The organism is Desulfovibrio mangrovi (assembly GCF_026230175.1).
Lineage (GTDB): Bacteria > Desulfobacterota > Desulfovibrionia > Desulfovibrionales > Desulfovibrionaceae > Halodesulfovibrio > Halodesulfovibrio mangrovi.
Genome location: NZ_CP104208.1, coordinates 2,121,939 through 2,145,023, shown reverse-complemented (window position 1 = coordinate 2,145,023; position 23,085 = coordinate 2,121,939). Strand labels below are relative to the sequence as shown.

Annotated in this window: 20 protein-coding genes; 11 read left to right on the top strand and 9 right to left on the bottom strand. The window is 57.7% G+C overall.

Going from position 1 to position 23,085, the window contains the following annotated elements; genetic code table 11:
- Window positions 1–20: 20 nt before the first annotated feature.
- Both N1030_RS09885 and N1030_RS09880 read left to right on the top strand, forming a co-directional pair.
- Window positions 21–965: a chemotaxis protein gene (locus N1030_RS09885; RefSeq protein ID WP_265825315.1), complete on the top strand. Its 945-nt coding sequence runs from the start codon at window positions 21–23 to the stop codon at window positions 963–965.
- A gap of 36 nt (window positions 966–1,001) precedes the next feature.
- Window positions 1,002–1,388, top strand: coding sequence for an Hpt domain-containing protein (locus N1030_RS09880; protein WP_265825314.1), 387 nt, complete (start codon window positions 1,002–1,004; stop codon window positions 1,386–1,388).
- A gap of 39 nt (window positions 1,389–1,427) precedes the next feature.
- Here N1030_RS09880 and N1030_RS09875 read toward each other — a convergent pair whose 3' ends face one another.
- From N1030_RS09875 to N1030_RS09850, 6 genes are all read right to left on the bottom strand, one after another.
- On the bottom strand, window positions 1,428–2,312 hold the full coding sequence (locus N1030_RS09875) for an amino acid ABC transporter permease (RefSeq protein ID WP_265825313.1): 885 nt from the start codon (window positions 2,310–2,312) through the stop codon (window positions 1,428–1,430).
- Between the two features lie 50 nt (window positions 2,313–2,362).
- Window positions 2,363–3,193 carry a transporter substrate-binding domain-containing protein gene (locus N1030_RS09870; protein ID WP_420842810.1) on the bottom strand — a complete coding sequence of 277 codons (831 nt, stop codon included), beginning with the start codon at window positions 3,191–3,193 and terminating at the stop codon, window positions 2,363–2,365.
- 33 nt (window positions 3,194–3,226) lie between these two features.
- Window positions 3,227–4,045 (bottom strand): amino acid ABC transporter permease, encoded by an 819-nt coding sequence (locus N1030_RS09865; protein ID WP_265825312.1) that lies wholly within the window; start codon window positions 4,043–4,045, stop codon window positions 3,227–3,229.
- 103 nt (window positions 4,046–4,148) lie between these two features.
- The gene (locus tag N1030_RS09860; protein WP_265825311.1) at window positions 4,149–4,511 is read right to left on the bottom strand and encodes a hypothetical protein; all 363 of its coding nucleotides are present in this window, start codon (window positions 4,509–4,511) and stop codon (window positions 4,149–4,151) included.
- A 2-nt stretch (window positions 4,512–4,513) separates the two neighbouring features.
- Entirely contained in the window at window positions 4,514–4,930 is a 417-nt protein-coding gene (locus N1030_RS09855) for a secondary thiamine-phosphate synthase enzyme YjbQ (protein ID WP_265825310.1), read from the bottom strand.
- A gap of 145 nt (window positions 4,931–5,075) precedes the next feature.
- The gene (locus N1030_RS09850) at window positions 5,076–6,665 is read right to left on the bottom strand and encodes a methyl-accepting chemotaxis protein (RefSeq protein ID WP_265825309.1); all 1,590 of its coding nucleotides are present in this window, start codon (window positions 6,663–6,665) and stop codon (window positions 5,076–5,078) included.
- A gap of 632 nt (window positions 6,666–7,297) precedes the next feature.
- Between N1030_RS09850 and N1030_RS09845 the strand changes: the two genes are divergently transcribed.
- From N1030_RS09845 to epsC, 6 genes are all read left to right on the top strand, one after another.
- Window positions 7,298–8,293: an HD-GYP domain-containing protein gene (locus N1030_RS09845; protein ID WP_265825308.1), complete on the top strand. Its 996-nt coding sequence runs from the start codon at window positions 7,298–7,300 to the stop codon at window positions 8,291–8,293.
- A gap of 30 nt (window positions 8,294–8,323) precedes the next feature.
- A complete protein-coding gene (locus tag N1030_RS09840; RefSeq protein ID WP_265825307.1) occupies window positions 8,324–9,313 on the top strand; it encodes an HD-GYP domain-containing protein in 990 nt (329 codons plus the stop codon).
- Window positions 9,314–9,591: 278 nt separating this feature from the next.
- Window positions 9,592–10,437, top strand: a complete 846-nt coding sequence (nifU, locus tag N1030_RS09835) for a Fe-S cluster assembly protein NifU (protein WP_265825306.1) — start codon at window positions 9,592–9,594, stop codon at window positions 10,435–10,437.
- Window positions 10,434–11,630 carry a cysteine desulfurase NifS gene (nifS, locus tag N1030_RS09830; RefSeq protein WP_265825305.1) on the top strand — a complete coding sequence of 399 codons (1,197 nt, stop codon included), beginning with the start codon at window positions 10,434–10,436 and terminating at the stop codon, window positions 11,628–11,630. Before nifU ends, nifS begins: the two co-directional genes overlap by 4 nt.
- A gap of 144 nt (window positions 11,631–11,774) precedes the next feature.
- The gene (cysK, locus tag N1030_RS09825; RefSeq protein WP_265825304.1) at window positions 11,775–12,707 is read left to right on the top strand and encodes a cysteine synthase A; all 933 of its coding nucleotides are present in this window, start codon (window positions 11,775–11,777) and stop codon (window positions 12,705–12,707) included.
- A 33-nt stretch (window positions 12,708–12,740) separates the two neighbouring features.
- Window positions 12,741–13,697, top strand: coding sequence for a serine O-acetyltransferase EpsC (gene epsC / locus N1030_RS09820; RefSeq protein WP_265825303.1), 957 nt, complete (start codon window positions 12,741–12,743; stop codon window positions 13,695–13,697).
- Between the two features lie 59 nt (window positions 13,698–13,756).
- Here epsC and N1030_RS09815 read toward each other — a convergent pair whose 3' ends face one another.
- Complete coding sequence (locus N1030_RS09815; RefSeq protein WP_265825302.1) at window positions 13,757–14,383, bottom strand: glycosyltransferase family 2 protein; 627 nt, start codon at window positions 14,381–14,383, stop codon at window positions 13,757–13,759.
- A 205-nt stretch (window positions 14,384–14,588) separates the two neighbouring features.
- On the opposite strand from N1030_RS09815, the gene N1030_RS09810 reads away from it, so the two are divergent.
- Window positions 14,589–18,473, top strand: coding sequence for a DUF748 domain-containing protein (locus tag N1030_RS09810; RefSeq protein WP_265825301.1), 3,885 nt, complete (start codon window positions 14,589–14,591; stop codon window positions 18,471–18,473).
- Window positions 18,474–18,549: 76 nt separating this feature from the next.
- On the opposite strand, the gene N1030_RS09805 is transcribed toward N1030_RS09810, so the two are convergent.
- Window positions 18,550–18,972: a hypothetical protein gene (locus N1030_RS09805; RefSeq protein ID WP_265825300.1), complete on the bottom strand. Its 423-nt coding sequence runs from the start codon at window positions 18,970–18,972 to the stop codon at window positions 18,550–18,552.
- A 27-nt stretch (window positions 18,973–18,999) separates the two neighbouring features.
- The gene (locus N1030_RS09800; protein WP_265825299.1) at window positions 19,000–21,432 is read right to left on the bottom strand and encodes a Lon protease family protein; all 2,433 of its coding nucleotides are present in this window, start codon (window positions 21,430–21,432) and stop codon (window positions 19,000–19,002) included.
- A 174-nt stretch (window positions 21,433–21,606) separates the two neighbouring features.
- Between N1030_RS09800 and N1030_RS09795 the strand changes: the two genes are divergently transcribed.
- Entirely contained in the window at window positions 21,607–22,326 is a 720-nt protein-coding gene (locus N1030_RS09795; protein WP_265825298.1) for a TIGR04283 family arsenosugar biosynthesis glycosyltransferase, read from the top strand.
- Entirely contained in the window at window positions 22,323–23,042 is a 720-nt protein-coding gene (locus tag N1030_RS09790; RefSeq protein ID WP_265825297.1) for a TIGR04282 family arsenosugar biosynthesis glycosyltransferase, read from the top strand. The genes N1030_RS09795 and N1030_RS09790 overlap by 4 nt, the downstream gene beginning before the upstream one ends.
- Window positions 23,043–23,085: the final 43 nt, after the last annotated feature.

Here is a 23,085-nt window from a genome sequence, read left to right as displayed (position 1 = left end):
AGCATACCAAAGGAGCGGCCATGAGCTTAGACCATAACATCCTTCTGGAAACCGGCACGAACGAGCTTGAAGTTCTGGAACTCTTCATTTCCGAGCGATTGCCGGACGGCTCAGTGGCGCCGTGCTATTTCGGCGTGAACGTGGCCAAAGTGATGCAGGTGATAGAATCTCCCAAATTCTGCGCTCCCGAATCCGCATCCAATCCATGCTTCATGGGCATGATCGACATCCGTAACATGATGGTGCCCGTGCTTGATCTCAGCCGCTGGCTCAAGATGGACATGGTGCATGCCGAGCACGACGTGATCATGGTGACGGAGTTCAGCCATTCCGTGACAGGCTTCCTTGTTTCCGGCGTGACGGAGATCCACCGCGTGGGCTGGAAGGAAGTGCAGCCGCCCAGCGGATATATCTCCAGAGTAGGCACCAACTGCATTGTCGGCATGGTCGATCTGGGGGACCATTTCGTGCAATTGGTCGACCTTGAGAACGTGCTGGCCGATCTTGATCCGCTATCCTTTGAAAAAGCCGTGCACCGCGGGCCGAAGGCCTTGCGCACCTATCGGGCATTGGTGGCGGATGATTCCGCAACCATCCGGCTGATGCTGCGCAAGAATCTTGAATCGGCGAATTTCGAGCCCATTCTGGTAAACAACGGCCAGGAGGCACTCAATCAGTTGCGGGAATTCCGCATGCAGGCGGAGAACGAGGGCAGGCCGCTCTCGGATTTTGTGGATATCGTGATTTCGGATATTGAAATGCCCCTCATGGACGGCTTCACGCTGACAAAGAACGTCAAGGAGGATGACGTGCTGGGCGGGTTGCCTGTCATTCTCTATTCTTCGCTCATTACGACCGAACTGCGGCACAAGGGGGAGTCTGTCGGGGCGGATGATCAAATTTCCAAGCCGGATCTTGATATGATGGCGCAGCGGGCGCTGGAGTTGCTCGAGAACAGGGCCTGATTGCTGCCCGAACCATAGACGCACCGGAGATGAGGCATGATGTTTGAGCGGGACAGCGAGGTCATTGAGACTTTTATAGAAGAAACCTACGAGCGTCTGGCGGAGATTGAGAGGGGGCTGCTGGACCTTGAACAGAATCGGCTTGCCGTTGATGGCGACAAGGTGCACGCCATTTTCAGGGCGGCGCATTCCATCAAGGCCGGAGCCGGGCTGCTCAAGTATTCCGAGATTGCCGAGGTGGCACACAGGGCGGAGAACATCCTGCAGCGTATCCGCACGGGCGTGCTCGTTCCGGACAGCGAGTGCATCACCGCCTTGCTGGAAGCCTTTGACAGCGTGCTGCTCTTGCTCAACTCCTATCGGAGCAACAATACAAGACCTGATGTCCAGCGGGAGCTAGCCGCTCTTGAACGATATCTTTAGGCCGGATCTTCCGGCCTTTTTCTTGTGCGGCAGGGCGGGTCAGAACCGCCAGCGCAATGACCGTTCCAGCTTGCGCGCCAGCATGGCGCACCCCATCGTCAATACCAGATACATGAGCGTGATGGTGATCCAGACCTCGAAGGTAAGATAGGTGGCGGACATGAGCTCCAGCCCCTGAAAGGTCAGTTCCGGAATGGAGATGACCGAGACGATGGCCGAGTCCTTGATGGTTGAGATGAACTGGCCCGTCAGAGGCGGAATGATCACCTTCAGCGCCTGCGGCAGCACGACCAGCCTGAGCTGGTCGGAACGCGGCAGCCCCAGCGAGGCGGCAGCCTCCCACTGGCCTTTGTCCACGCTCTCCACGCCGCCGCGAACGATTTCCGCAATATAGGCCCCTTCGTAGATGGAGAGGGTGATTACGCCGGAGATGAAGCCGGGCAGCCGGTTGGGCTCGTCGCAGACTACGGCGAGGATGTTGCCGAGCCATGCGGGCATGGCACGTATGGCGTCATCCAGTCCGATGAGAGGGGCAAGTACGGAGTAAATGAAAAAATAGAAGATGAACACCAGCACCAGCGGCGGCAGGTTGCGCACGGCTTCCACATAGGTGCGGGCGATCAGTCTGCGGAACAGGCTCCGGCTTGATGCGGCAAGCCCTGCGGCAACGCCTATACCAAGGGCCAGTACCGTGGTCCAAATGCTGAGCCTGAGCGTGGTGAGCAGGCCGTGTACAAGCACATTGGCCGTCCAACCATGTTCGGGGTCGAGACGAAAGAGAAACTGGGGCACGGCCGTCCAGTTCCAGTCGTAGTCAAAACGGGTCTGCAGCCGCCAGAAAAAGAGACCGGCGGCCATAGCCAGCAAAAAGAGAAGCAGTACATCCAGCGTGTGGGATGTGCGTGCGCGGGGATGATTATTCATGCGAAATGAGAGGAAAAGCCCGCGGCGCAAAGAGCCGCGGGCAGTGTATGCTATTTGAGTTGCGAGGCCCAATCCAGTGTTTCAAACCAGTAGTGCTTGCGCTCGGCAAGCCAGCCTTGGGCTTCCTTCTGTCGGATCCAGTTGTTCAGCACGTTCAGGGTGTCAGGGTCTCCCTTGCGTACGGCAAAGGCGACCGGTTCCTTGGTGAAGGTGCCTTCAACGGGCAGAAACAGCTTGTCAGCATGTTCCACAGCGCTGTGTGCGGGCAGGGGGGCGCTTGCCACAAAGGCATGCACGCGGCCGGAGAGCAGTTCCTGCATGCACTGTGTTTCCTTGTCGAAAAGGCGCAACGTGGCCTTGGGGAAGAAGGCCTTGGCAGCGGTGGCCGGCGTGGAACCGATGCGTGCGACGATGATGACATCTTCCTTGTTGAAGTCTGCCAGCGAGTCAAATCCCTTGGCCATGGACTTGCTCGCCACCAGGGCCATGCCTGTAGTGTCGTAAGGGATGGTGAAGTTCACCTTGAGGTTGCGCTCGGTAGTGACGCTCATGCCGCCGATGATCACGTCGAACTTGTCGGAGAGCAGGGCGGGAATGATGCCGGACCAACTGGTGGGCACGAATTCGATCTTTACCCCCAAGTCTTCCGCCAGCTTCGTCATCACATCAACCTCAAAGCCGATGAACTTGCCGGTTTTGTCGTTCATGGCCCACGGAACAAAGGTGGAAAAACCCACACGCAATGTGCCGCGCTCAATGGCTTTGGAGATGACACTGGCATCGCGCAGCTCGTGAGTGGCGTCCTTGGCCTGCGCCGTTCCTGCCATGAGCAGAAGGCCCATGATCAGGATGACGAAGAGAAAACGGAAACGTGAATGCATCGGCTACTCCTTTTGTTGTGCCGTTCGATATACTCAGGCGTAATGCCTGAGCCTGCGCTCCATGCCGCGCACGGCAAAGGACAGGCTCAGGTTGATTGCCAGATAAATGGCCGCGATGGTGAACCAGATCTCAAAGGTCATGAAGGTTTCGGCAATGATGGCCTGCCCCTGCATGGTCATGTCGAAGACGGAAATGGTCGCCACAAGGGCGGAATCCTTCACCAGCGAAATGGCCTGATTGGTCAGCGGCGGCAGCACGTTGCGAATGGCCTGCGGCAGAATGACCTTTCTGTATGTGGCGGGAGTGGTCATGCCCAGACTGTAGGCAGCCTCCCATTGTCCTTTGGGAACGCTCTGGATGCCTGCGCGGAATATCTCCGACATGTAGGCCCCTTCAAACAGGCTGAGTGCAAGCACTGCAGACCAGAAAGCCCCCATGCCGAGGACCGGAGCGAAGACGAAGTAGAGAATGTATAGCTGGATGAGCAGCGGCGTGTTGCGGATGCTTTCGATGTACAAGGTGCCAAGGTGGCGTGCGACGAAGGAGCAGGATTGCCGCATGAGCATGGCCACAAGGCCTATGACCAGTGAAAGCGCCATGGCGCACAGGGTGATCTGCGCTGTGACCCGAAGGCCCATGAGCAGCGGGCCGGCCTTGAAGATGCCTTCGTTCAGGGTGAACAGGTAGCGGGGAACGCGGTACCACTGCCAGTCGTAGCCGAGTCCTTCCGTGCTCTGCAGCATGCACCACAGCAGGGCGGCCATGACCAGAAGATACTGGCCGATGTCCCATGCGGGAGAGCGGTTTTCCGTCCTGATGGCATAGAGTGTCTTGCGAAGTCTCGTATTCATCCTGTGAAATTACATAGATCAGAAGCGCGCGCCAAGCCTTTTCAGGATTTTGTCACGTCATCAGCATAATCATTATAATGCGGTTGGGGTGCCATTACGTTTGTTAATCAAGATACGGGGCCACGGTGGGGGAATGGCGTTTGATCTCGCGAACCATGTGATCGTAGGCGCGAATGCGGTATACGGCGCGAGTGATGAGAAAACCGCCCAGGCAGGTGAGTCCCGCGCAGATGAGCAGCACCACGGTGAGCAGCAACCACATGTCTGCGGCGCTGTAGAAACGGGAGGTGGATATGAGCAGGCCCATTACCGTGAGGGGCAGGGCCAGCACGGCAATTCCCGTGCGCATCAGGGAGAGTGAGGTACGCTTCTCTGCAAGGATGAGCTGCACATGGTTTATGACCGTGGCCTCGGTCTGTGCCAGTGCGGAAATGTCCTTGAACTCGGTCTGCAAATCAACGGGCAAGGCTATTCTCCTATGATCTTGACGAGCACGCGTTTTTTCCGGCGTCCGTCGAATTCACCGTAGAAAATCTGCTCCCACGTGCCGAAGTCGAGGCGCCCTTCGGTAATGGCGACAACCACCTCGCGGCCCATGATCTGCCGCTTCATGTGCGCATCGGCGTTGTCCTCATAGCCATTGTGGCGATACTGCGAAACGGGGGCGTGCGGGGCGAGCTTTTCAAGCCATATCTCGTAGTCATGGTGCAGGCCGGATTCGTCGTCGTTGATGAATACCGAGGCCGTTATGTGCATGGCGTTCACGAGGCACATGCCTTCACGTATACCGCTTTCGGCAAGGCAGTGCTCCACGTCGGGGGTGATATTGATGAAGGCCCGTCGGGTGGGAATCTCGTAGAAGAGTTCCTTTCTGTAGGATCGCATGCGGACTCCTTGTGTCTGTTCGGATTGTCAGGCTGTTTTAACACAGGATGCCTGTCCGGAAAAGAGGACGTATGCAAAAGGGGCGCATCCTTTCGGATACGCCCCGGTAGACCGGCCTTGTGGAGGCGGCAGAGAATGCGATGCGTTAAGAATCGATACTTTCAATGATGGCTCTCAGCTTTGCTGAAAGCTCCGCCAGTTCATGTATGCCGTGGGTGGCCTTGTCGAGTTCGGCGGATGCCTGCTGGGAGATATCCTTCACCTCTTCAACTGCCTGATTGATGTGCTCGCTGGTGGCGGACTGTTCTTCCGCTGCCGTGGCAATGGCCTGTACCTGATCCGTGGTGTCGTTCACCAGCGAGACGATGGCCTTGAGCGCCTCGCCGGAGGCTGCGGACAGGGTGCGGGAACGGTCAACAGCCTTCACGGCGTTGTCCACGCTCTGCGAGTTGTGGCGCGCACCTTCCTGAATGGCATTGATGGCGCTGCCCACTTCCTTGGTGGCTTGCATGGTCTTTTCGGCCAGTTTGCGTACCTCGTCGGCAACAACGGCAAACCCGCGTCCTGCGTCACCGGCGCGTGCGGCCTCAATGGCGGCGTTCAGGGCCAGCAGGTTTGTCTGGTCGGCAATGTCCGTAATCACGTTCATGACCTGGCCGATGCCTTCGGCGCGTTCGCCCAGTTCCGCCATGCTGGTGCGCAGCGCTTCGGATTGGCGGGTTACTTCGGCAATGGCGGCCATGGCTTCTTCAACGACTTTCGAGCCTTCCTGTGCCTTGGTGCGTGCTTCTGACGCCTGCTCGGCAGCGGAGGATGCGTTGCGCGCCACTTCATAGACCGCGGCGTTCATCTGTTCCATGGCGGTGGCCGTGTCTATGGCGCGCTCCGTCTGGCGGTCCACTTCGCGGCTGGTGTGTTCCACCTGCGAGGCAACATCCTTTGCAAGGCGTGCCACGTCGGAAGAGATGTCTTCGGATTCCTGCGCCGCTCTGGAGACGGCTTCGTTCTTGGCAAGAATTTCAGCCTCACGGGTGCGGAGTTCGGTGAGATCCTGATAGATGCACAGGGCGCCCATCAGTTCGCCGTTCAGGTCAAATAGGGGAGATGCGTGGATGTTCAGGTTGCGCTTTCCGCCCTTGCGTCCTGTGAATTCAACTTCGCGGTTGGTGACCGTGTGTTTTTCAAGGCTGTCGCGCAGAACAGTGCGGCGGGAGGCGTCACCGTAGAAAAAGTGGGCGACGTTTTGCCCGTAATAGTCTTCGGGGCGTCCTTCGTGCTGCAGAATCTTGAGCAGACCGGCGTTGGTATAGGTGAGCATTTCCTTGGTATCGACCACCACGAACGGCGTATCAATCCCTTTCAGCACGCCCTGCGCAAAGCCGAGATTGTGCTTGAGGCGCGAAACCAGGGATTCGAGTGCAAGGCGCATCTCCGCCAGTTCGTCGCTGCCTCCGCAGGCGAAACAGACGGTGTAGTCGCCGTCCAGAATGCGCTCGACCCCCCGTTTGATCTCATCAATGGGGGCGGTGATTCGATTCATGATGATCAGGGCAAGCGGGAGAATGAGCAGGAGACTGACTGCCAGCATGATCACGCAGCCCGTGGTGACCGTGCCTTCGGGCACTACCCCCTTTTCTGCGCTGGTCAGCAACAGGCCGGTAACGCCGGCTCCGGTTGCAAGCAGCAATCCCAATGTGATCCAAATAAGGGTTTTGACGGTAAGCCCTTTAAGCATGCGATTCTCCTTGTGCTGGTGGGCAGGCATGGAATGGGTCCATGTTTCTGCATATACGATATATCTATCGACCATTCCACACGAATAATAGGGGGGGAATGTCGAAAGTGCAGTTAGAAATTTCAGACAATCATATGGTTCTCATGGGGGAAGAGGGCGCTGTTTCACAAAAGCAAGTATCGCACCACTTCCTGTGTGCTCGCCGGAAACCGGCTTTTTTTACTGCAACGTCTGCTAGTGCTTCACTTTCTCCGGGATGCTTGAGTGCGCGCTGTTGTTCGCAGGGTTGTTGGTTGTCTGTTTTTTCGGAATGATTGTATGTGTTGTCCTGAAAATTGGACGTACCAATTATGCCCCGGTGGCACAATTGGCAAGAGGTGAGTGATGTGTGTACTGGCAGGGGTAATGCTCTGAAAATATGTGAAGAATTCGTGACGTATTAGAAAGTGTCTAGACATTGTTGAAGATTAGAGCTAAATCTGAACGATATATTAAGGTCTTGTGCGTTGTAGAGTCTGTATTCTGTGGGAGGGGGGACAGCGCAAGAGCGCAGGTAGAAAGGAAACATGACCGTCGGGGATGTTTCAGGTCTTGATTGCTATCTGGTCGCGTACACGTTTTCAGGGAGCTTCATGTCCAATACAGCGGAAATGTCACCTGTCGAGAATTCAGGTGAGTTTTTCAGCGTATCTCCGTTGATGATCTTTCCCACCATCATGGGAAAGTTCAGCGTATATCTACGGCAAAACGGAGAGTACGTACTGTATACCAGTGCCGACGAGGTATTTACCGAGCGGCACAAACGGGTGCTCTACGACAACGGGGTACGGGAAGTGTATGTCAAGGCCATGCACCGTCCTCACTACTCTCGCTACATAGAGGAACACCTCGGAAAAATATTGCTTGACGATACCCTGCCCCTGCGCGAACGTGCGGGGCTTTTCTATTCGGTCTCCTCGGAAGTCATGGAGGAGATGTTTGAAGCCAAACTGCCGACGGGGCTGGATAGCGAGCATTACAAGCGTGTTCTGGAATTTGTACAGCAGACTCTGAAGTTTCTCTGTCTTGAGAACTCTCTCAAGGCCGTGGCCGAGTTCATCGCCCATGACTACAAGACGTATACGCATTGCGTGAATGTCTTCGTATATACCACTTCGGTCCTGCATACCTATGGGCTGGATGACGAAACGCTGCTTCGTTGTGGTATAGGGGCCATGTTGCATGATGTGGGCAAGACCCGCATCCCCCGTCTTATTCTGGACAAGTCGGGCAAGCTTGACCCCGACGAGCGGCGCATCATCAACAGACACCCCACATTCGGGCTGGCTTCCTGCACGCTCATGCCTCTTTCGCAAGAGGCCATGAATATTATCCTGTTCCATCATGAAAAGATGAATGGCAGCGGGTATCCCGCCGGGCTCAGGGCGGAAGAGATTCCTTTGCCGGTGCGGGTCGTGACCATAGCGGACATATATGATGCGTTGACTACTGACCGTCCCTATGCCAAAGCTCGGCGTCCCTTCGAGGTGCTCGAACTGATGCGTGCCACCATGGCACAGGATCTGGATATGGATGTCTTCAAGCGTTTCATCATGGTGCTTTCCGGCGCATCGATTATCGGTCGCTGATACGTTAACCTCTTACCTTCGGACCCGGGAATGACACAGGCCGCATGCAAGCAGGAAAAGCAGGGAACTACAGAGTTCTTTGCCATTCCTCCCGCCATGATCATCAATGACATGCGCGGTGAGTTCAGCCTGTATCTCAAGCAGGGGGATGAGTTCGTCCTGTATACCAGAGCCGGGGAGACCTTCCGGGAACGGCACAGGCAGGTACTGGACGCCACAGGTGTGAAGAGCCTGTTCGTGCAGGAAGAGGAACGGCCGGAATACCGGGAGCATGTGGTCAAGAATCTGGGCTCGGTGCTCAGTGACGAGAATATTCCGCTGCCCACCCGTGCACAGATGTTCTATGATGCCTCGTCGGACGTGGTGGAAGACATCTTTTCCAACAAGCTTCCCCCCACCATTCGCAGAAATCAGTTCGACCGCGTTTTCGAGTTCGTGGCCAAGGGTGTGAGCTTTCTCACGCTTGAAAACTCCATCAAGACCATGGCCTCGCTCATTGCGCACGACTACCACACCTTTTCGCACTCCATTCATGTTTTCATATACTCGCAGGTCATTCTTCAGACCTACGGGTTCGACGACAAGAGCCTTGTGCAGTTCGGGCTTGGTGCCATGCTGCACGATATCGGCAAGACCTTCATTGATGACGCCATACTGAACAAGCCCGGTCCGCTTACGTGGGAAGAGCGTGAGGTCATCAATGAGCATCCCGTTCTCGGGGCGGGTGCGTGTACGCTGATGCCGCTTTCGCAGGATGCCCTCAACTGCATTCTCTTCCACCATGAGAAGGTTGACGGTTCCGGCTATCCCTGCGGTCTGCGCGGCGAGGAAATTCCTTTGCCCGTTCGTGCCGTGACCATAGCGGATATCTACGATGCCATCTGTTCCAACCGTCCTTACGCAAAGGCCAAGAATGCATTCCAGGTGCTGCGCGTCATGAAGGATGAAATGGGACACGGGCTGGATATGGAAGTGTTTGCACGTTTTGTCCGCATTCTGAGTGGCGCGGGCATCGTTTAGGCTGCGAATTTTTCCTTACAAACGCAATGTTGGGCCGTAACAGGCCTTTTTTTATGCCCAATGCCTGTTTTTTGGGTGTTTGAACCATGCAATTCGGAGTAAAATGGTCCAAAAAAACGCCTTGCCCCTTCCCCATGCCGAGTTGCGGTGTTATATGCGTACGGTACGGATGTTTAGGCGACCAGGATTGTCAGCCATCTGTACCATAACAAAGCAATATATCATGCAGAAGCCGGCGAGGCCGTCGAGCGCATTGCATATGCCGGAGGTTTATACTCATGTGGGAATATACTGACAAAGTTCGCGAGCATTTTCTCAATCCCCGCAACGTGGGCGAAATCGAAAACGCGGATGCCATCGGTGAAGTGGGCAGCCTTGCTTGTGGCGACGCCCTCAAGCTTTATCTCAAGATCGACGCGGATGATCGCATCGTTGACGCCAAATTCCAGACCTTCGGGTGTGCCAGCGCCATCGCTTCTTCTTCCGCACTGACGGAAATGCTCAAGGGCAAGACCATCGCCGAGGCTGAAAAAATTACCAATAAGGATATTGCCGAGTTTCTGGGCGGCCTGCCCCAGCAGAAGATGCACTGCTCCGTCATGGGGCAGGAGGCTCTTGAGGTGGCCATCAAGAACTGGCGTGGTGAAGCGGTTGATCAGCACGAGCACGAAGGCGAACTGGTCTGCAAGTGCTTCGGCGTGACCGACGAGCTTATTTTGCACACCATCCGCGAGAACAACCTCACCACCGTGGAAGAAGTGACCAACTTCACCAAGGCCGGTGGCGGTTGCGGCGACTGCATTCCCGCCATTCAGGTGCTGCTTGATCAGGCGCTGGGCAAGGTGGCCGCCTGCGAGGTGCCCGAAGCCAAGCCCAAGGCGCTTACCAACGTGCAGCGTATGCAGCTTGTGGTGAAGACCCTTGAGGAAGAGATACGCCCCAGTCTGCAGAAGGACGGCGGCGACATCGAACTCGTGGACATTGACGGCCACACCGTCAAAGTGGCGCTGCGCGGCATGTGCACCAGCTGCCCTTCCAGTCAGCTGACCTTGAAGGGCTTTGTGGAGACCACGCTGCGTGAATATGTCGAGCCTGAAATTTCTGTGGTGGAGGTAAACTCATGAGAACCGTCTACCTCGACAACAACGCGACCACCCAGATAGATCCCGCTGTTCTGGAAGCCATGATGCCGTTCCTGACGGAATTCTACGGCAACCCTTCCAGTATGCACCGTTTCGGTGGGCAGGTGGGCAAGTATCTGGTGGAAGCTCGCGAACGCGTGGCCGCTTCCATCGGCGCGCGACCGGAGGAGATTCTCTTCACCGCCTGCGGTACCGAGAGCGACAACACGGCCATCTGGTCCGCGCTCAACTCCCAGCAGGACAAGCGGCATATCATTACCACCCGTGTTGAGCACCCCGCCGTGCTCAATCTGGTGCAGCATCTGGAAAAGCGCGGCTACGAGGCCACCTATCTTGGCGTGGACTCCAAGGGCCAGCTTGACCTTGACGAACTGCGCGAAGCCATCCGCAAGGATACCGCACTGGTGTCCATCATGTACGCCAATAACGAGACCGGCGTTGTCTTCCCCATGGAGGAGATCGCCGCCATCGTGAAGGAACGCGGCGTACAGCTTCATACGGATGCCGTGCAGGTTGTGGGCAAGCTGCCCATTGACGTATCCCGTCTGCCTGTGGATTTTCTGGCTCTTTCCGGCCACAAGCTGCATGCCCCCAAGGGCATTGGCGCACTCTACGTGCGTAAGGGCACTCCGTTCCGTCCCTTCATGCGAGGCGGACATCAGGAACGGGGACGTCGTGCCGGTACGGAAAACGCCGCGTCCATCGTGGCGCTGGGCAAGGCCTGTGAACTGGCCACCGTGAATATGGCAGAGGAGCGCACCCGCGTGAAGGCGCTGCGCGACCGCCTTGAGGCGGGGCTGCTTGCCGCTGTGCCGGATTCCATCGTGAACGGCGATGTCGAGAACCGTCTGCCCAACACGTCGTCCATTGCGTTCAAGTACGTGGAGGGCGAAGCCATTCTGCTGCTCATGGACGGCCACGGCATTTGCGCAAGTTCAGGGTCCGCCTGCACCTCCGGTAGCCTTGAGCCTTCGCATGTGTTGCGCGCCATGGGCGTGCCGTTTACCTATGCGCATGGTTCCATCCGCTTCAGCCTGAGCCGCTTCAACACCGATGCGGATGTGGATCTGGTGCTCAAGGAAGTGCCGCCCATCATCAACCGCCTGCGTGAAATCTCTCCTTTCCGTGAAGGACTGGAACCCAAGGGCGAAAAGCTTGCGTGTGGCTGCAAGTAAGGGCCGCCACGATTATTGAAAGCGTTGGGGCCGGGCAAGGATGTCCGGCCCTTTTCTTTATGCCTGAAAGAGCATACGGTGCGGAGCGGATAATCCGCCTGGTAACGGTTTTTCGGACAACGTCCGTTTGACAAGGAGTTTGCCATGAACATTGCGCATTCAATGCTGGACCTGATTGGACGTACGCCGCTGGTGCGGCTGAACCGTATTACGGAAGGCTGCCCCGCAGAGGTGGTTGCCAAACTGGAATATTTCAATCCCTGCAGCTCGGTGAAGGACCGCATCGGCCTGAGCATGATCGTGGCCGGTGAAAAGGCGGGACGCATCAACAGGGATACGCTCATCGTCGAGCCCACCAGTGGGAATACGGGCCTCGGGCTCGCTTTTGCCTGCGCGGTAAAGGGCTATAAGCTGGTGCTGACCATGCCGGAATCCATGAGCAATGAGCGCAAGGCTCTTTTGCGCGGCTTTGGCGCCACGCTGGTGCTCACTCCTGCGGCGCAGGGCATGTCCGGTGCCGTGCGTGAAGCCGAGCGGATCGTGGCGGAAACGCCCAATGCCTATATGCCCCAGCAATTCAAGAATCCCGCCAACCCCGAGATTCACCGCCTGACCACTGCCGAGGAGATCTGGCAGGATACGGACGGCGAGGTGGACGTTTTTGTGGCAGGCGTCGGTTCCGGCGGCACTATTACCGGCGTGGGCGGCAGGCTCAAGGAGCTGAATCCGAACGTCTACCGCGTGGCGGTTGAACCGGATGCCTCTCCGGTCCTTTCCGGTGGTACCCCCGGTCCCCATGCCATTCAGGGGATCGGCGCCGGTTTCGTGCCAGAAGTGCTCAAGCTGGATTCCTTTGACGAGGTTTTCCGCGTGACCAACGATCAGGCACTTGTCATGGCCCGCCGTCTGATGAAGGAAGAAGGCATTCTGTGCGGCATTTCTTCCGGAGCCATTGCCCATGCCGCGGTTGAGCTGGCCAAGAGGCCGGAGAACAAGGGCAAGCGCATAGTTTTCATTGTTTGCGATACGGGAGAGCGCTACCTCTCCACAGCGTTGTTCACCGAACCTGAGGCGTAACGCCACAGGGAGATGCATACCAAGGATAGAGTAATGAAGAAGATCAGTTTCGCACCGGAAGAACTGCAGGGCATGCCCGAACTTGAAGAAGTGGTGGATAAGCTCTGCGCACCGGCGTCATACGAAGCCGTGTACCATCACTCGCTGCATGGCGCGCCCATGCCCTCTGCAGAGGCGCTGGCCGAGATCATGGAACGGTTGAAGGCCGCGCTCTTCCCCGGGTACTACGGCCCCGCACGCGTGGTTCTCAAGTCCATGCGCTACCACCTTTCCGCCAACCTCGATTCCATCTACCGCATGCTTGCGGAACAGATTCGTCGTGGCGGATGCTTCATCTGCGCGGAGTTTGCCAGCGATTGTACCCAGTGCGAAACGCATTCCCATGACATCGCCATGCGTTTTCTGAAGACTCTGCCGGAGATTCGCCGGATGCTCAGCACGGACGTGCAGGCCGCCTTTGAGGGCGACCCTGCCGCCAAGAGCCCGGGCGAGACCATCTTCTGCTATCCTTCCATCACGGCCATGATCCATCATCGTATCGCCCACGAACTCTACAAGCTGGATGTGCCTATCATTCCGCGTATCATCAGCGAAATGGCGCATTCCACGACGGGTATCGACATCCACCCCGGCGCGACTATCGGCGAAGACTTCTTCATTGATCACGGTACCGGTGTGGTTGTGGGCGAGACCTGCATCATCGGCCGCTCCTGCCGCCTGTATCAGGGCGTGACGCTGGGCGCGCTTTCCTTCCCCAAGGACAGCGAAGGCAAGCTGGTCAAAGGCGTTGCCCGTCATCCCATTCTGGAGGACAGCGTGCGTGTCTACGCGGGTGCCACCGTGCTTGGCCGTATCACCATCGGCGCAGGTTCCATCATCGGTGGCAACGTGTGGGTTACTCACGATGTTCCCCCCGGTTCCAAACTGGTGCTTTCGCGTTCCTCCGTGGCGGAGAGCAGCGAAAAGATGGTGGGCAACGGCAACAAATAGCGCCGTCTGTCTTCTGATAAAGATAATGAAAGCCCGAACCGCAAGGTTCGGGCTTTTTGTCATTGCAGGTTCTGCACGGCGTGCCGCCGTGTTTCCCGCGCCGCTATATCGGCGCTGTGTGGGGCATCCGCAGGAGGGAAGGTAAGTCCGCGATGGGTGAAAATGTCCATTCTCTCAAGCGCGGCCCGGGTGGCAAGTACGGTATGGCCGGAGTCGCAGAGCAGGGCCGAGAGCGTGTTGGGATTCACGATGCGTTCTCGTCGCACGCAGTGGCGCAGGGTGCCCGCCTCTTGCTGTTCCTCATTGGCGCATGCAAAGGCAGGCGCCTTGGCAGCCACCATGTTGCCAAGCATGTCTGCCAGCCAGCCCGCGTCGGTAAAGTTCGTGCCGGAGTGAAGCACAAGCACGTAGGGAGCCTCTACCATGGCCAGTGTTTGCATGACAGGCACAGCCGGAGCCTGCGGCGTGAGCACGGTGACGAGGTTGTGGATGAGGCCGGTCTGATGCAGCGTGTTCAAGTAGGCGCGCGAGGATACATCTCCCGAAAGGTCTACCACCGAAACGGTATGCGGGTAGCCCGCCCTGTCGCGGATGCAGGCCAGCGTCGTCCGCACGTCTTCCCGTTCCCGGTCATGGACAACAACGATATGCAGCGGCGCTGCAGTCTTGCGTATGGCATTCTTCATGCTCGCCTCCCGGCAAAATAGTATCTCTCTCGAGTATTCATGCAGGTTTCACGCCATTATTTAGTTGTGCTGCAGGTGTGAGGAATGGGAAAGGTTTGTGGAAAATTCCGATGGGGTAGGGTAAGAGTGTCGTATATGGTCGACTTCTGCGGCCAGTGACTGATGACGACAATGTGACGGTACCATGGAGTTCAAGGGGGCTTGCATGAAAGGGCTGGAAAGCTATTGGGCAAAACTTGGCAGGCGTGCCCGGCTGGCAGTATTGATAAGCGGCGTGCTTTTGGTTGTGTATCTGGTGGTGGGTTTTTTCGTGGCGGGGCCTGTGCTGCGTTCCGTCATTGCGGAGAACCTGACTGCCGTGCTGCAACGTCCCACGACCGTGGGCAAGGTGAGCGTAAACCCTGTGACCTTCAGGGTGGTCGTGGAAGACCTTGCCGTTGCCAAGAAGGAAGGGGAAGGGAATCTCGCTTCCTTCAAGGGGCTGGACGTCCGTGTGCATCCCCTGTCCGTCTTCAGATTCGCCCCGGTTCTGGCGCATCTCAGGCTTGTTCAGCCCTCGGTGGATATCACCTTCTTCGGAGGCGGCAAGTTCTCCATTTCCGACCTCATTCCAGCTTCTGACGCCGAAGGCGAGGCCGCCGGGGAGGATGTGCCCATCATTCCCTTCCGTGTGAATAACCTGCTGATCAGCAACGGGACCGTGACATTTCAGGACATGCCGCATAAGGCCACCCACGTGGTCAGCGAGCTGGACTTTTCCGTCCCTCTGACCTCCACATTAGGGTCGGATACTACGGAATATGTGGAGCCTTCGCTCAAGGCCAAGGTGAACGGACGTCCCATAACGCTGTCCGGCAAGACCAAGCCCTTTGATAAAACCCTGGTGACGGAGTTCACCTTTGAGACGGAGCAGATAGACCTTGCCCGATACTGGGAATACGTCCCGGCCAAAACCCCCTTGCGCCTGACATCAGGCACGCTTTCCTCCAAGATCATGCTGGCCTTCAGCAGGCCCGAAGAGGCGTCCATGAAAATGGATGTTTCTGGTCTTGTCACCGTGACAGATGTTGCTGTCAGCGCGCCTGATACGCCCAAGGTCGCCGGTTTTGCCTCCCTTGCCGTGGATGTGGAGCGCTTCGCCCTGTTCCAGAATGAAGTAATTCTGCGTGATATTACTCTGACCGGGCCTTATGTGAAGGCGTCGCGTAACAGCGAAGGCGTTCTCAATTGGGCTTCCTACTTCCCCGCGAACCATGCCTCCGCCAAGAACAATGGCGCAGAGGGTGCCGCCAAGCCGGAGACGGCGCAGAAGTCTGAAAAAATGCTGCCTTTTGATGTGGAAGCCAAACGCATTGCCATAGCGGGCGGTCGCATTGATTGGAAGGATGCAAGCGTTTCGGGCGGGTATGCAAGGCAGTTTGCGCCCATGACGCTGACGGTTACCGACCTGTCCACCCGCAAGGGTGCCAAGGCGGCATTGGCATTCAGAATGGGCGACAAGGAGCATGTCGCCGTAAAGGGCAAGCTTTCCATCGTGCCGGTGCAGGCTGCGCTGGACGTTTCTGTGGCCGGTGTGGAACTGCCCGCATATGCGGCTTATCTGGAATCCGTATTGCCATTGAAGGTGGATGCCGGTTCTCTGGAGGCAGGGCTGCATGCGCTTGTATCGCTTGAAGGCGCGGAACCGGATGTGCGTGTTGAGCAATTCGGTGCATCGTTGTCCGGTTTGGCGCTTCGTAAGGACGGGAACAAGAGGCCTTCCATAGAGCTTGCGAAACTGCAGGTGCAGGGCGGCTCGGTCGATCTGGCACAGCGTTCCGCCTTTGTGGAGCAGGTGGCGCTGACAGCACCTGAAGTGCGTCTTATCCGCTATGCGGATGGGCTTGATCTCGTCAATCTGTTTGCCGGAGGCACCAAGGGCGGTTCCCCTGAAGAAGTTGCTCCTGCCGAAGAAGGGGAGTCGGTTGAGGAGAAGGCATGGAGCGCTGGTGTTGGTGAATTCCGACTGGAAGAGGGCAAGGTGCTTTTTATTGACCGCACACTCTCCAATAGGGGAGGCCTGCGCGTTTCAGGTATGGAGCTGACTGTAAAGGACGCCTCCACGGACCTCGGCAAGCCTGTGCCCGTGAGCTATTCCGCCTATGTGGGCGGAGGAGGGCGTAATTCGAACATCAAGCCCGGGCGGGTGCGTGTTGATGGTACCATCCGGCCCCAGCCCTTTGATATGAAGGTGCATGTCCGGCACAACAACGTGCCGCTTGCCGTGCTTGACCCCTATGTGGGCGAATACACCGGCCTGCTGCTGGCAGGCGGCGTGTTGAACTCCGATATGCACAAGCAGGCCCGTCTGCAGGCCGAGGCTCCGGAAGGGGCTGTGGGGCTTGCGGCAGAGCCCTTGCAGTTTGCCTCCAAGGGGACGGTGCGTATTGACGGTTTCTCCCTGAAGGACGCTGCCGATTCCTCGCATGTGGCCAGCTTTGATAGGTTCGAGGTACTCAATTTTGACGTCTCCAGCAGTGAATCCAGTCTGTATGTGGAAGAGATTTCGCTGAACAACATGCAGGGTGATGCTCTGGTAGACAAGGAAGGCGTTCTCAACCTGTCCCGTCTGATGCACGGCGGAAGTACGCAAGCGGCCAGGGGCGGCAAAGATGCTGCTGATGGCGAAGCAGCGGCCAAGTCCGCCGGGGAAGAGGTGACCGGCGGAACGGAACAGACGGCAGCCGCCGACGTAACACCTGCACCGGCTTCCTCCGCTGAGCCTAAGGCAGGCCCCGATGCGGCCACTTCTGGGGAGGCTTCTGCCGTGCCCGCCGGTGAGCAGCAGGCTGCTGCGGTTGGCGGCAACGGTACGGTTGGAGCGGACAGCTATACATCCATTCTGCCCTTCAATGATGTGCGTATAGACCGTGTGCGGGTGAATAACGCCGCGTTCCGGTTTACGGATCGTAGCGTGGCTCCGGCGTTTTCCACGGCGCTTACGGAACTGAACGCCAGACTGGACGGTGTTTCTTTGGCAGCGGATGCGCGTCCGGAGCTGGATATCACCGCCAAGCTGGATAATCAGGCGCTGGCATTGAAGGGCGTGGCCAACCCCATCATCAACCCCATGTATTCCGACCTGACATTCACCCTGAACGGCGTGGACCTTGTGCCTCTTTCGCCCTATTCGTTGCGGAGCGTGGCCTATCCCATAGAGAAGGGGCGTCTGTATGCGGACGTGCACTTCAAAACGGAAGACTGGGTGCTGGATGCCAAGAACAAGTTTTTCCTGGAACAGCTTGTCATGGGCGAGAAGGATAAGCGGCCGGATGCGCCAAACATTCCCGTCAAGCTGGGGCTGGCCCTGCTTTCGGATTCCAGCGGCAACGTTGAGGTCGATCTGCCTATCAAGGGCAGGCTGGATGATCCGCATTTCCTGACCGGCGGCATTGTTCTGAAGGCCTTTGTGAACCTGATCTTCAAGGTGGTGACGTCCCCCTTTGCTCTTATCGGCAACATCGTGGGCGGTGGTGGCGACGACGCCCAGTTCTCCGTGTTTGAGGCCGGTTCGGCGCAGCTGACCGAGGGACAGATGAAGAGCCTTGAGAGCGTGGTGGAGTTCTTGAACAAGAAGCCCACGCTCAAGCTGGAGATTGCCGGATTTGTGGATCAGGAGACGGATACGAAGGGCATGATTGATCTTGGCATGCATCGCCGGGTGCAGGCAGCCAAGCATGCGGACATGTCCCGCCGTGAACGGGCTGACGTTGCGGTGGAGGATGTGCAGATCACTCCCGAAGAATATACGGAGTATCTGACGGACGCCTACAAGGACGTGCCCAAGATGGAGAACGACCCCCGTCCGAGCGGCGTGTTCGGCTTCAAGGAGGTGCCGGTGAACGAGATGGAAAGTTTTCTCAAGTCATTGACCACCGTGACGCCGCAGGACCTGACGGAACTCGCCGCTGCCCGCGCCAAGGCCGTGCAGGATGCCGTGCTGCATATCGACCCCGCCCTTGCCCCGCGAGTGTTCCTGACCGGTGCGGGCAAGAAGCCCATGCAGAAGACCGGCGTGCCCAGGCACCGTGTGGAGCTGGGGGTGAAGTAATCGCCCTGACCAAGATGACAAAAAGCCCCGCCACTCTGAGGAGTGGCGGGGCTTTTGTATTCTGTGACTGGTGCTTCTAGAACGGGAAGAAGTGGTAGAAGGTGGTGAAGCTGTTCTGTGTTCCCAGCAGTTCGCCGTCCTTCATGCGCCATGTGGCGCGGCATTTCTTGCAGGCAAAGTCGTGATGCGGGGTTACCACTTCGCGTGAGCCTATGAAAAAGAGAACGATGCAGGTCAGGATATCCGGTCTTGAGAAAACGTGCCGCCACGCGTCGGCCGTAGCGTAATCCAGTTCGGGCAGATCCAGTACGGAAAGCACGAACAGGTATGTGGTGAGCACGATGATGAAAAGACCTCCCTGCAGATGGCGCACCGGACCCATGGGGCGGGTGCACAGCGGACAGGTGACCGCAGGGGGCAGCGAGCGTAGCGGATACCGCGCTGCGACAACGGCCAGAACCGCCACACCTATGGCCACGAGCGTGCCTGAATCGAACATCGTTTCTCCTGAATTGCTTCGTCGTTCCTAGCGCTTTGACTTGTAGGCGCGTTCCGCCAGCTTGCCCAGTTCGATGAGGCGACGGTCCACCTTGTCGAAGATGGAGCCCTTGGTGAAGGTGCCATCCTTGCGGCGGTTGCCTGCCGACATGCCGGTCAGCAGTTCCATGGCCTCGGTGATGTGGCGGATGGGGTAGATGGCGAACTTGCCTTCGTCCACGGCCTCTATGACTTCCTTCTTGAGCATCAGCTGGTCCACGTTGTCGTAGGGCAGCAGTACGCCCTGTTCGCCGGTGAGACCGCGGCGCTGACAGACATCGAAAAAGCCTTCGATCTTGCGGGTCACGCCGCCCACGGCCATGATCTGGCCGGTTTGCGATACCGCGCCGGTGAAGGCGAGCGATTGCGAAAGCGGTACGCCTGACAGCGCGGAGAGCAGGGTCGCAAGTTCGGCCCCGGAGGCGGAGTCGCCCTCAATACCCGCATAGCTCTGCTCGAAGTAGAGCGAGCCGGTCATGACGATGGGCTTGTTCTGCGCGAACATGCCGAGCAGATAGCTCTTCAGGATCATCATGGCCTTGGTGTGGATGGGGCCGCCAAGCTCCGCCTCGCGCTCAAGGTCGATGATGCCGCCGTGTCCCACGCCCACGGTGCAGGAAATCTGGTGCGGCAGACCGAACTCGAAATCGCCGTAGAAGCTCACCGCCAGACCGTTCACACGGCCCACGGCCATGCCGGAGGTTTGAACCTTGATCAGCTCGCGGTCATAGTCCTCCATGTACAGCTCTTCGTACAGGTTGTTGCGGTAGTAACGGGCCACAAGGGCGTCGTGCACGGTTTCCGCATCGACGGCAGTACGTTTCTTCATGCGCGCGAAGGCGTCCGACTCCACCATGAGCTCGCGGATATGCGGGAAGCGCAGGGAGAGCTTTTTCTGGTCCTCAATGAGGCGCGAGCTGTAGTCTATGATGCTGGCAAGTGCATCCTTGCTGAAGGGCAGCAGGTCGCAGTCGTCAATGATGCCCGCCAGACGGTGCAGATAGACGCGCACGCCGTCCGCATTGCGGGGCATGGCTTCGCTCATGTGCGCCTTGATCTTGAACAGCTTGGGGAAGCGGTCGTCGCTTTGCAGCAGGTGCTCGTAAATATCTTCCGGTCCGATGAGGATGACCTTGATGTCCAGCATCATCGGTTCGGGTTCTATGCCCTTGGTCTTGGTGGACTCCTGCGTGTCGCCTGCGTCTTCAATGCGGGCAATGCCGGAACGCAGGGCGCGCATCAGGCCTTCCCATGCACCGGACTGCGAGAGCAGGTCCTCAATGTGCATGACCAGAAAACCGCCGTTGGCCTGATGGATGGAGCCGGATTTGATGAGGGTGTAGTCCGTGATCAGAGCCCCCATTTCCGCAATGCGCTCAATGCAGCCCAGCAGGTTGGAAACAGTGGGGTGGTCGTCCACCACAATGGGGGCACCCTTGGTTTCCGAATGGTCCACGAAGAGGTTGATCTCGTACCGGGCCGTGATGTCTTCCTGCGGCAAAGCTGCAAGAATGCTCTCCGGCGTTCCGGCAGGAGCCCCCGAGGGGGCGGGGTCGCGCTGTACGAACTGGTCGACGCTTTCCAGAATGTCGTTCTGTATGGCCGTGAAGAATGCTTCCAGCTCCTCGCTTTCACACGCTTTGAGGAATTTGTCCGTTACGGGGGTGAGCATTTCCTGCAGCGTTTCACGGGCAAGGTCCTGATCAAGGGAGCGTTCGTCCGTGCGCAGGGCCTGTTCCGCCGTGGACATCTTGCGCATCAGCGAGGTCATCACCTGTAGCAGTTTGTCGCCCTTGGTCTTCAGGCTCTGGCGCAGCTCTGCGTCCAGACGCTCAAATTCCTCTTCGGAGAGACGCTTGCCTTCAATGAGGGGATACAGGGTCATGGAGCCCGTTTCATCCAGGTCCATGTTAAAGCCTTCGCTCACTGCAACCTTGTCCATTTCCTGAAAGAGCTTGTCCCGCTCGTCCTGAAAACGATCCATTATGATGTTGCGCTTCTTGATGTAAGCATCGTTCTCGAAACGGGCGGGCAGTTCCTTGCGTACCTTGGAAATGGCCTGCGCCAGTTCGGTCTTGAGCTTGCGTCCCTGCCCAGCGGGCAGTTCGATGAGTTTGGGCGCATCCGCATCTTCGAAATTGTTTACGTAGATAAGGTCGGACGGCGTGGGCAGCTTTTCGGCGCGGGGACGCAGAAATTCCTGCAGCATATAGTTGCGTCCAAGGCTCGGGCCGCCAGCAAGGTAGACGTTGTAGCCGTTGTTATGAATAGAGAGTGCAAGCTCCAGCGCTTCCATGGCGCGGGGCTGGGGAGAGCGTCTGACGGGCTTGCGTGAAATACCGTGGCTGTCATCACAGCTGATGCGTTTAGGGTCAAATTGGGTGCGCAACTTGCTCGCGGGAAGAGGACGGACTTTGCTCATGATGCTCCTGCAGGATGTGAAGATGGTCGGCGTGCGGGACACGCGTTCTGACTGTACCTATTTGATACAGGCTTGTCACGTGGGGGCTTGTGCGCCATGCCTCTTGGGAGTACCCTGATACGGTGCCGTCTGTCTCCATGGCGGCAGGAGAATTCAGTTGCAAGCGGGAGTTTCATGCATTCCGGTTTATCACGTATTTCCGTCATCATTCCGGTGTGGCACGAGGCTGCGCGCATCAATGAGCTGATTGCGCATGTGCGTCATGCAGGCCGTGATGAACAGCTCGAGATTATTGTGAGCGATGGAGCACCGCAGCGTGACACGCTTGCCGCCATTAAAGATACGGAAGTCATCAGGGTGCGTGCCCCGCAGGGGCGGGCCGTGCAAATGAACGCCGGTGCACATACGGCGTCCGGCGATATTCTGGTGTTCCTGCATGCGGACACGGCGTTGCCGCCCGACGCTTTTGCCGCCATGCGGCAGGGGCTGGAGATCTTGGGCGAAAAGGGCGGCGCCGGAGCCTTCCGGCTCGGGATTGAAGGAGCCCGCGGTTTCCTGTATGCCGTGGAAAGGCTTTCAAACTGGAGGAACCGCCTGACGCGTACGCCATACGGCGATCAGGTGCAGTTTTTCAAAACGTCCTATTACCGTCTGCTGGGAGGCTATTCGGCCATTCCCATCATGGAGGACGTGGATATCATGCGCCGTATCCGGCAGCGGGGCGATGTTCTTGCACTGCTGCCGCAGAAGGTGCGCACCTCGGCACGGCGCTGGCAGGCCGAGGGAGTTTTGTATTGTTCGCTGCGCAATGTCTGCCTGCGAACTCTCTACGCGCTGGGGGTACCCGCGCAAACGCTTTCGAGATGGTATCTCGCGTACAAGGGGAAATCATGACCGATACCTGTGTGCTGCTGTTCGTCAAGTATCCGGAGCCCGGCAAGGTGAAGACCCGCCTCGGCGAAGTGATTGGCGATGATGTTGCCGCTGACCTCTACAAGCACTTTGTGGAGGATATGCTGAAGGGACTTTCCAAGGTGCAGGCGGCCCTGCGTATCTGTTACCTGCCTGTGAGCGGCGCGGAAATCGAACCCCGCATTCGTGAGTGGCTCGGCGAGGGGTATGCCTATTTCCCGCAGGAAGGGGAGAATATTGGCGAGCGCATGAAGGCCGCCATGCAGAAGGCTTTTGCCGACGGCTTTTCCCGTGTGATACTCATGGGCAGCGATATCCCGGACTTTCCGCCGGAATTGGTACAGAAGGCGCTGCTTGATCTGGATATGAAGGACGCCGTTATCGGACCCGCATATGACGGTGGCTACTACCTCATCGGTTTCCGCCGTGAGTTCTTCTTCCCCGAAATCTTTGACGGCATTGTCTGGGGCGAGGCGGACGTGTTCCGGCCCACCATGGAGCGTATGCGCCGAAAGGGGCTGGAGGTACTGCGTCTTCCCGACTGGAACGATGTGGATACCATCTGGGATCTGAACGTGCTGTACCGCACCAACCGCAACAGTTCCTTCCGCAAGTCCTCAACGTTTGCCAAACTGCGGGAGCATAACGATATCATTCGAAAATACGACCTCGATCTGCCCAAGATGCCGGGGCGGTAACGCGTTGGCTGTGAAATAACGGGGCGCGTAGCGCCCCTTTTTC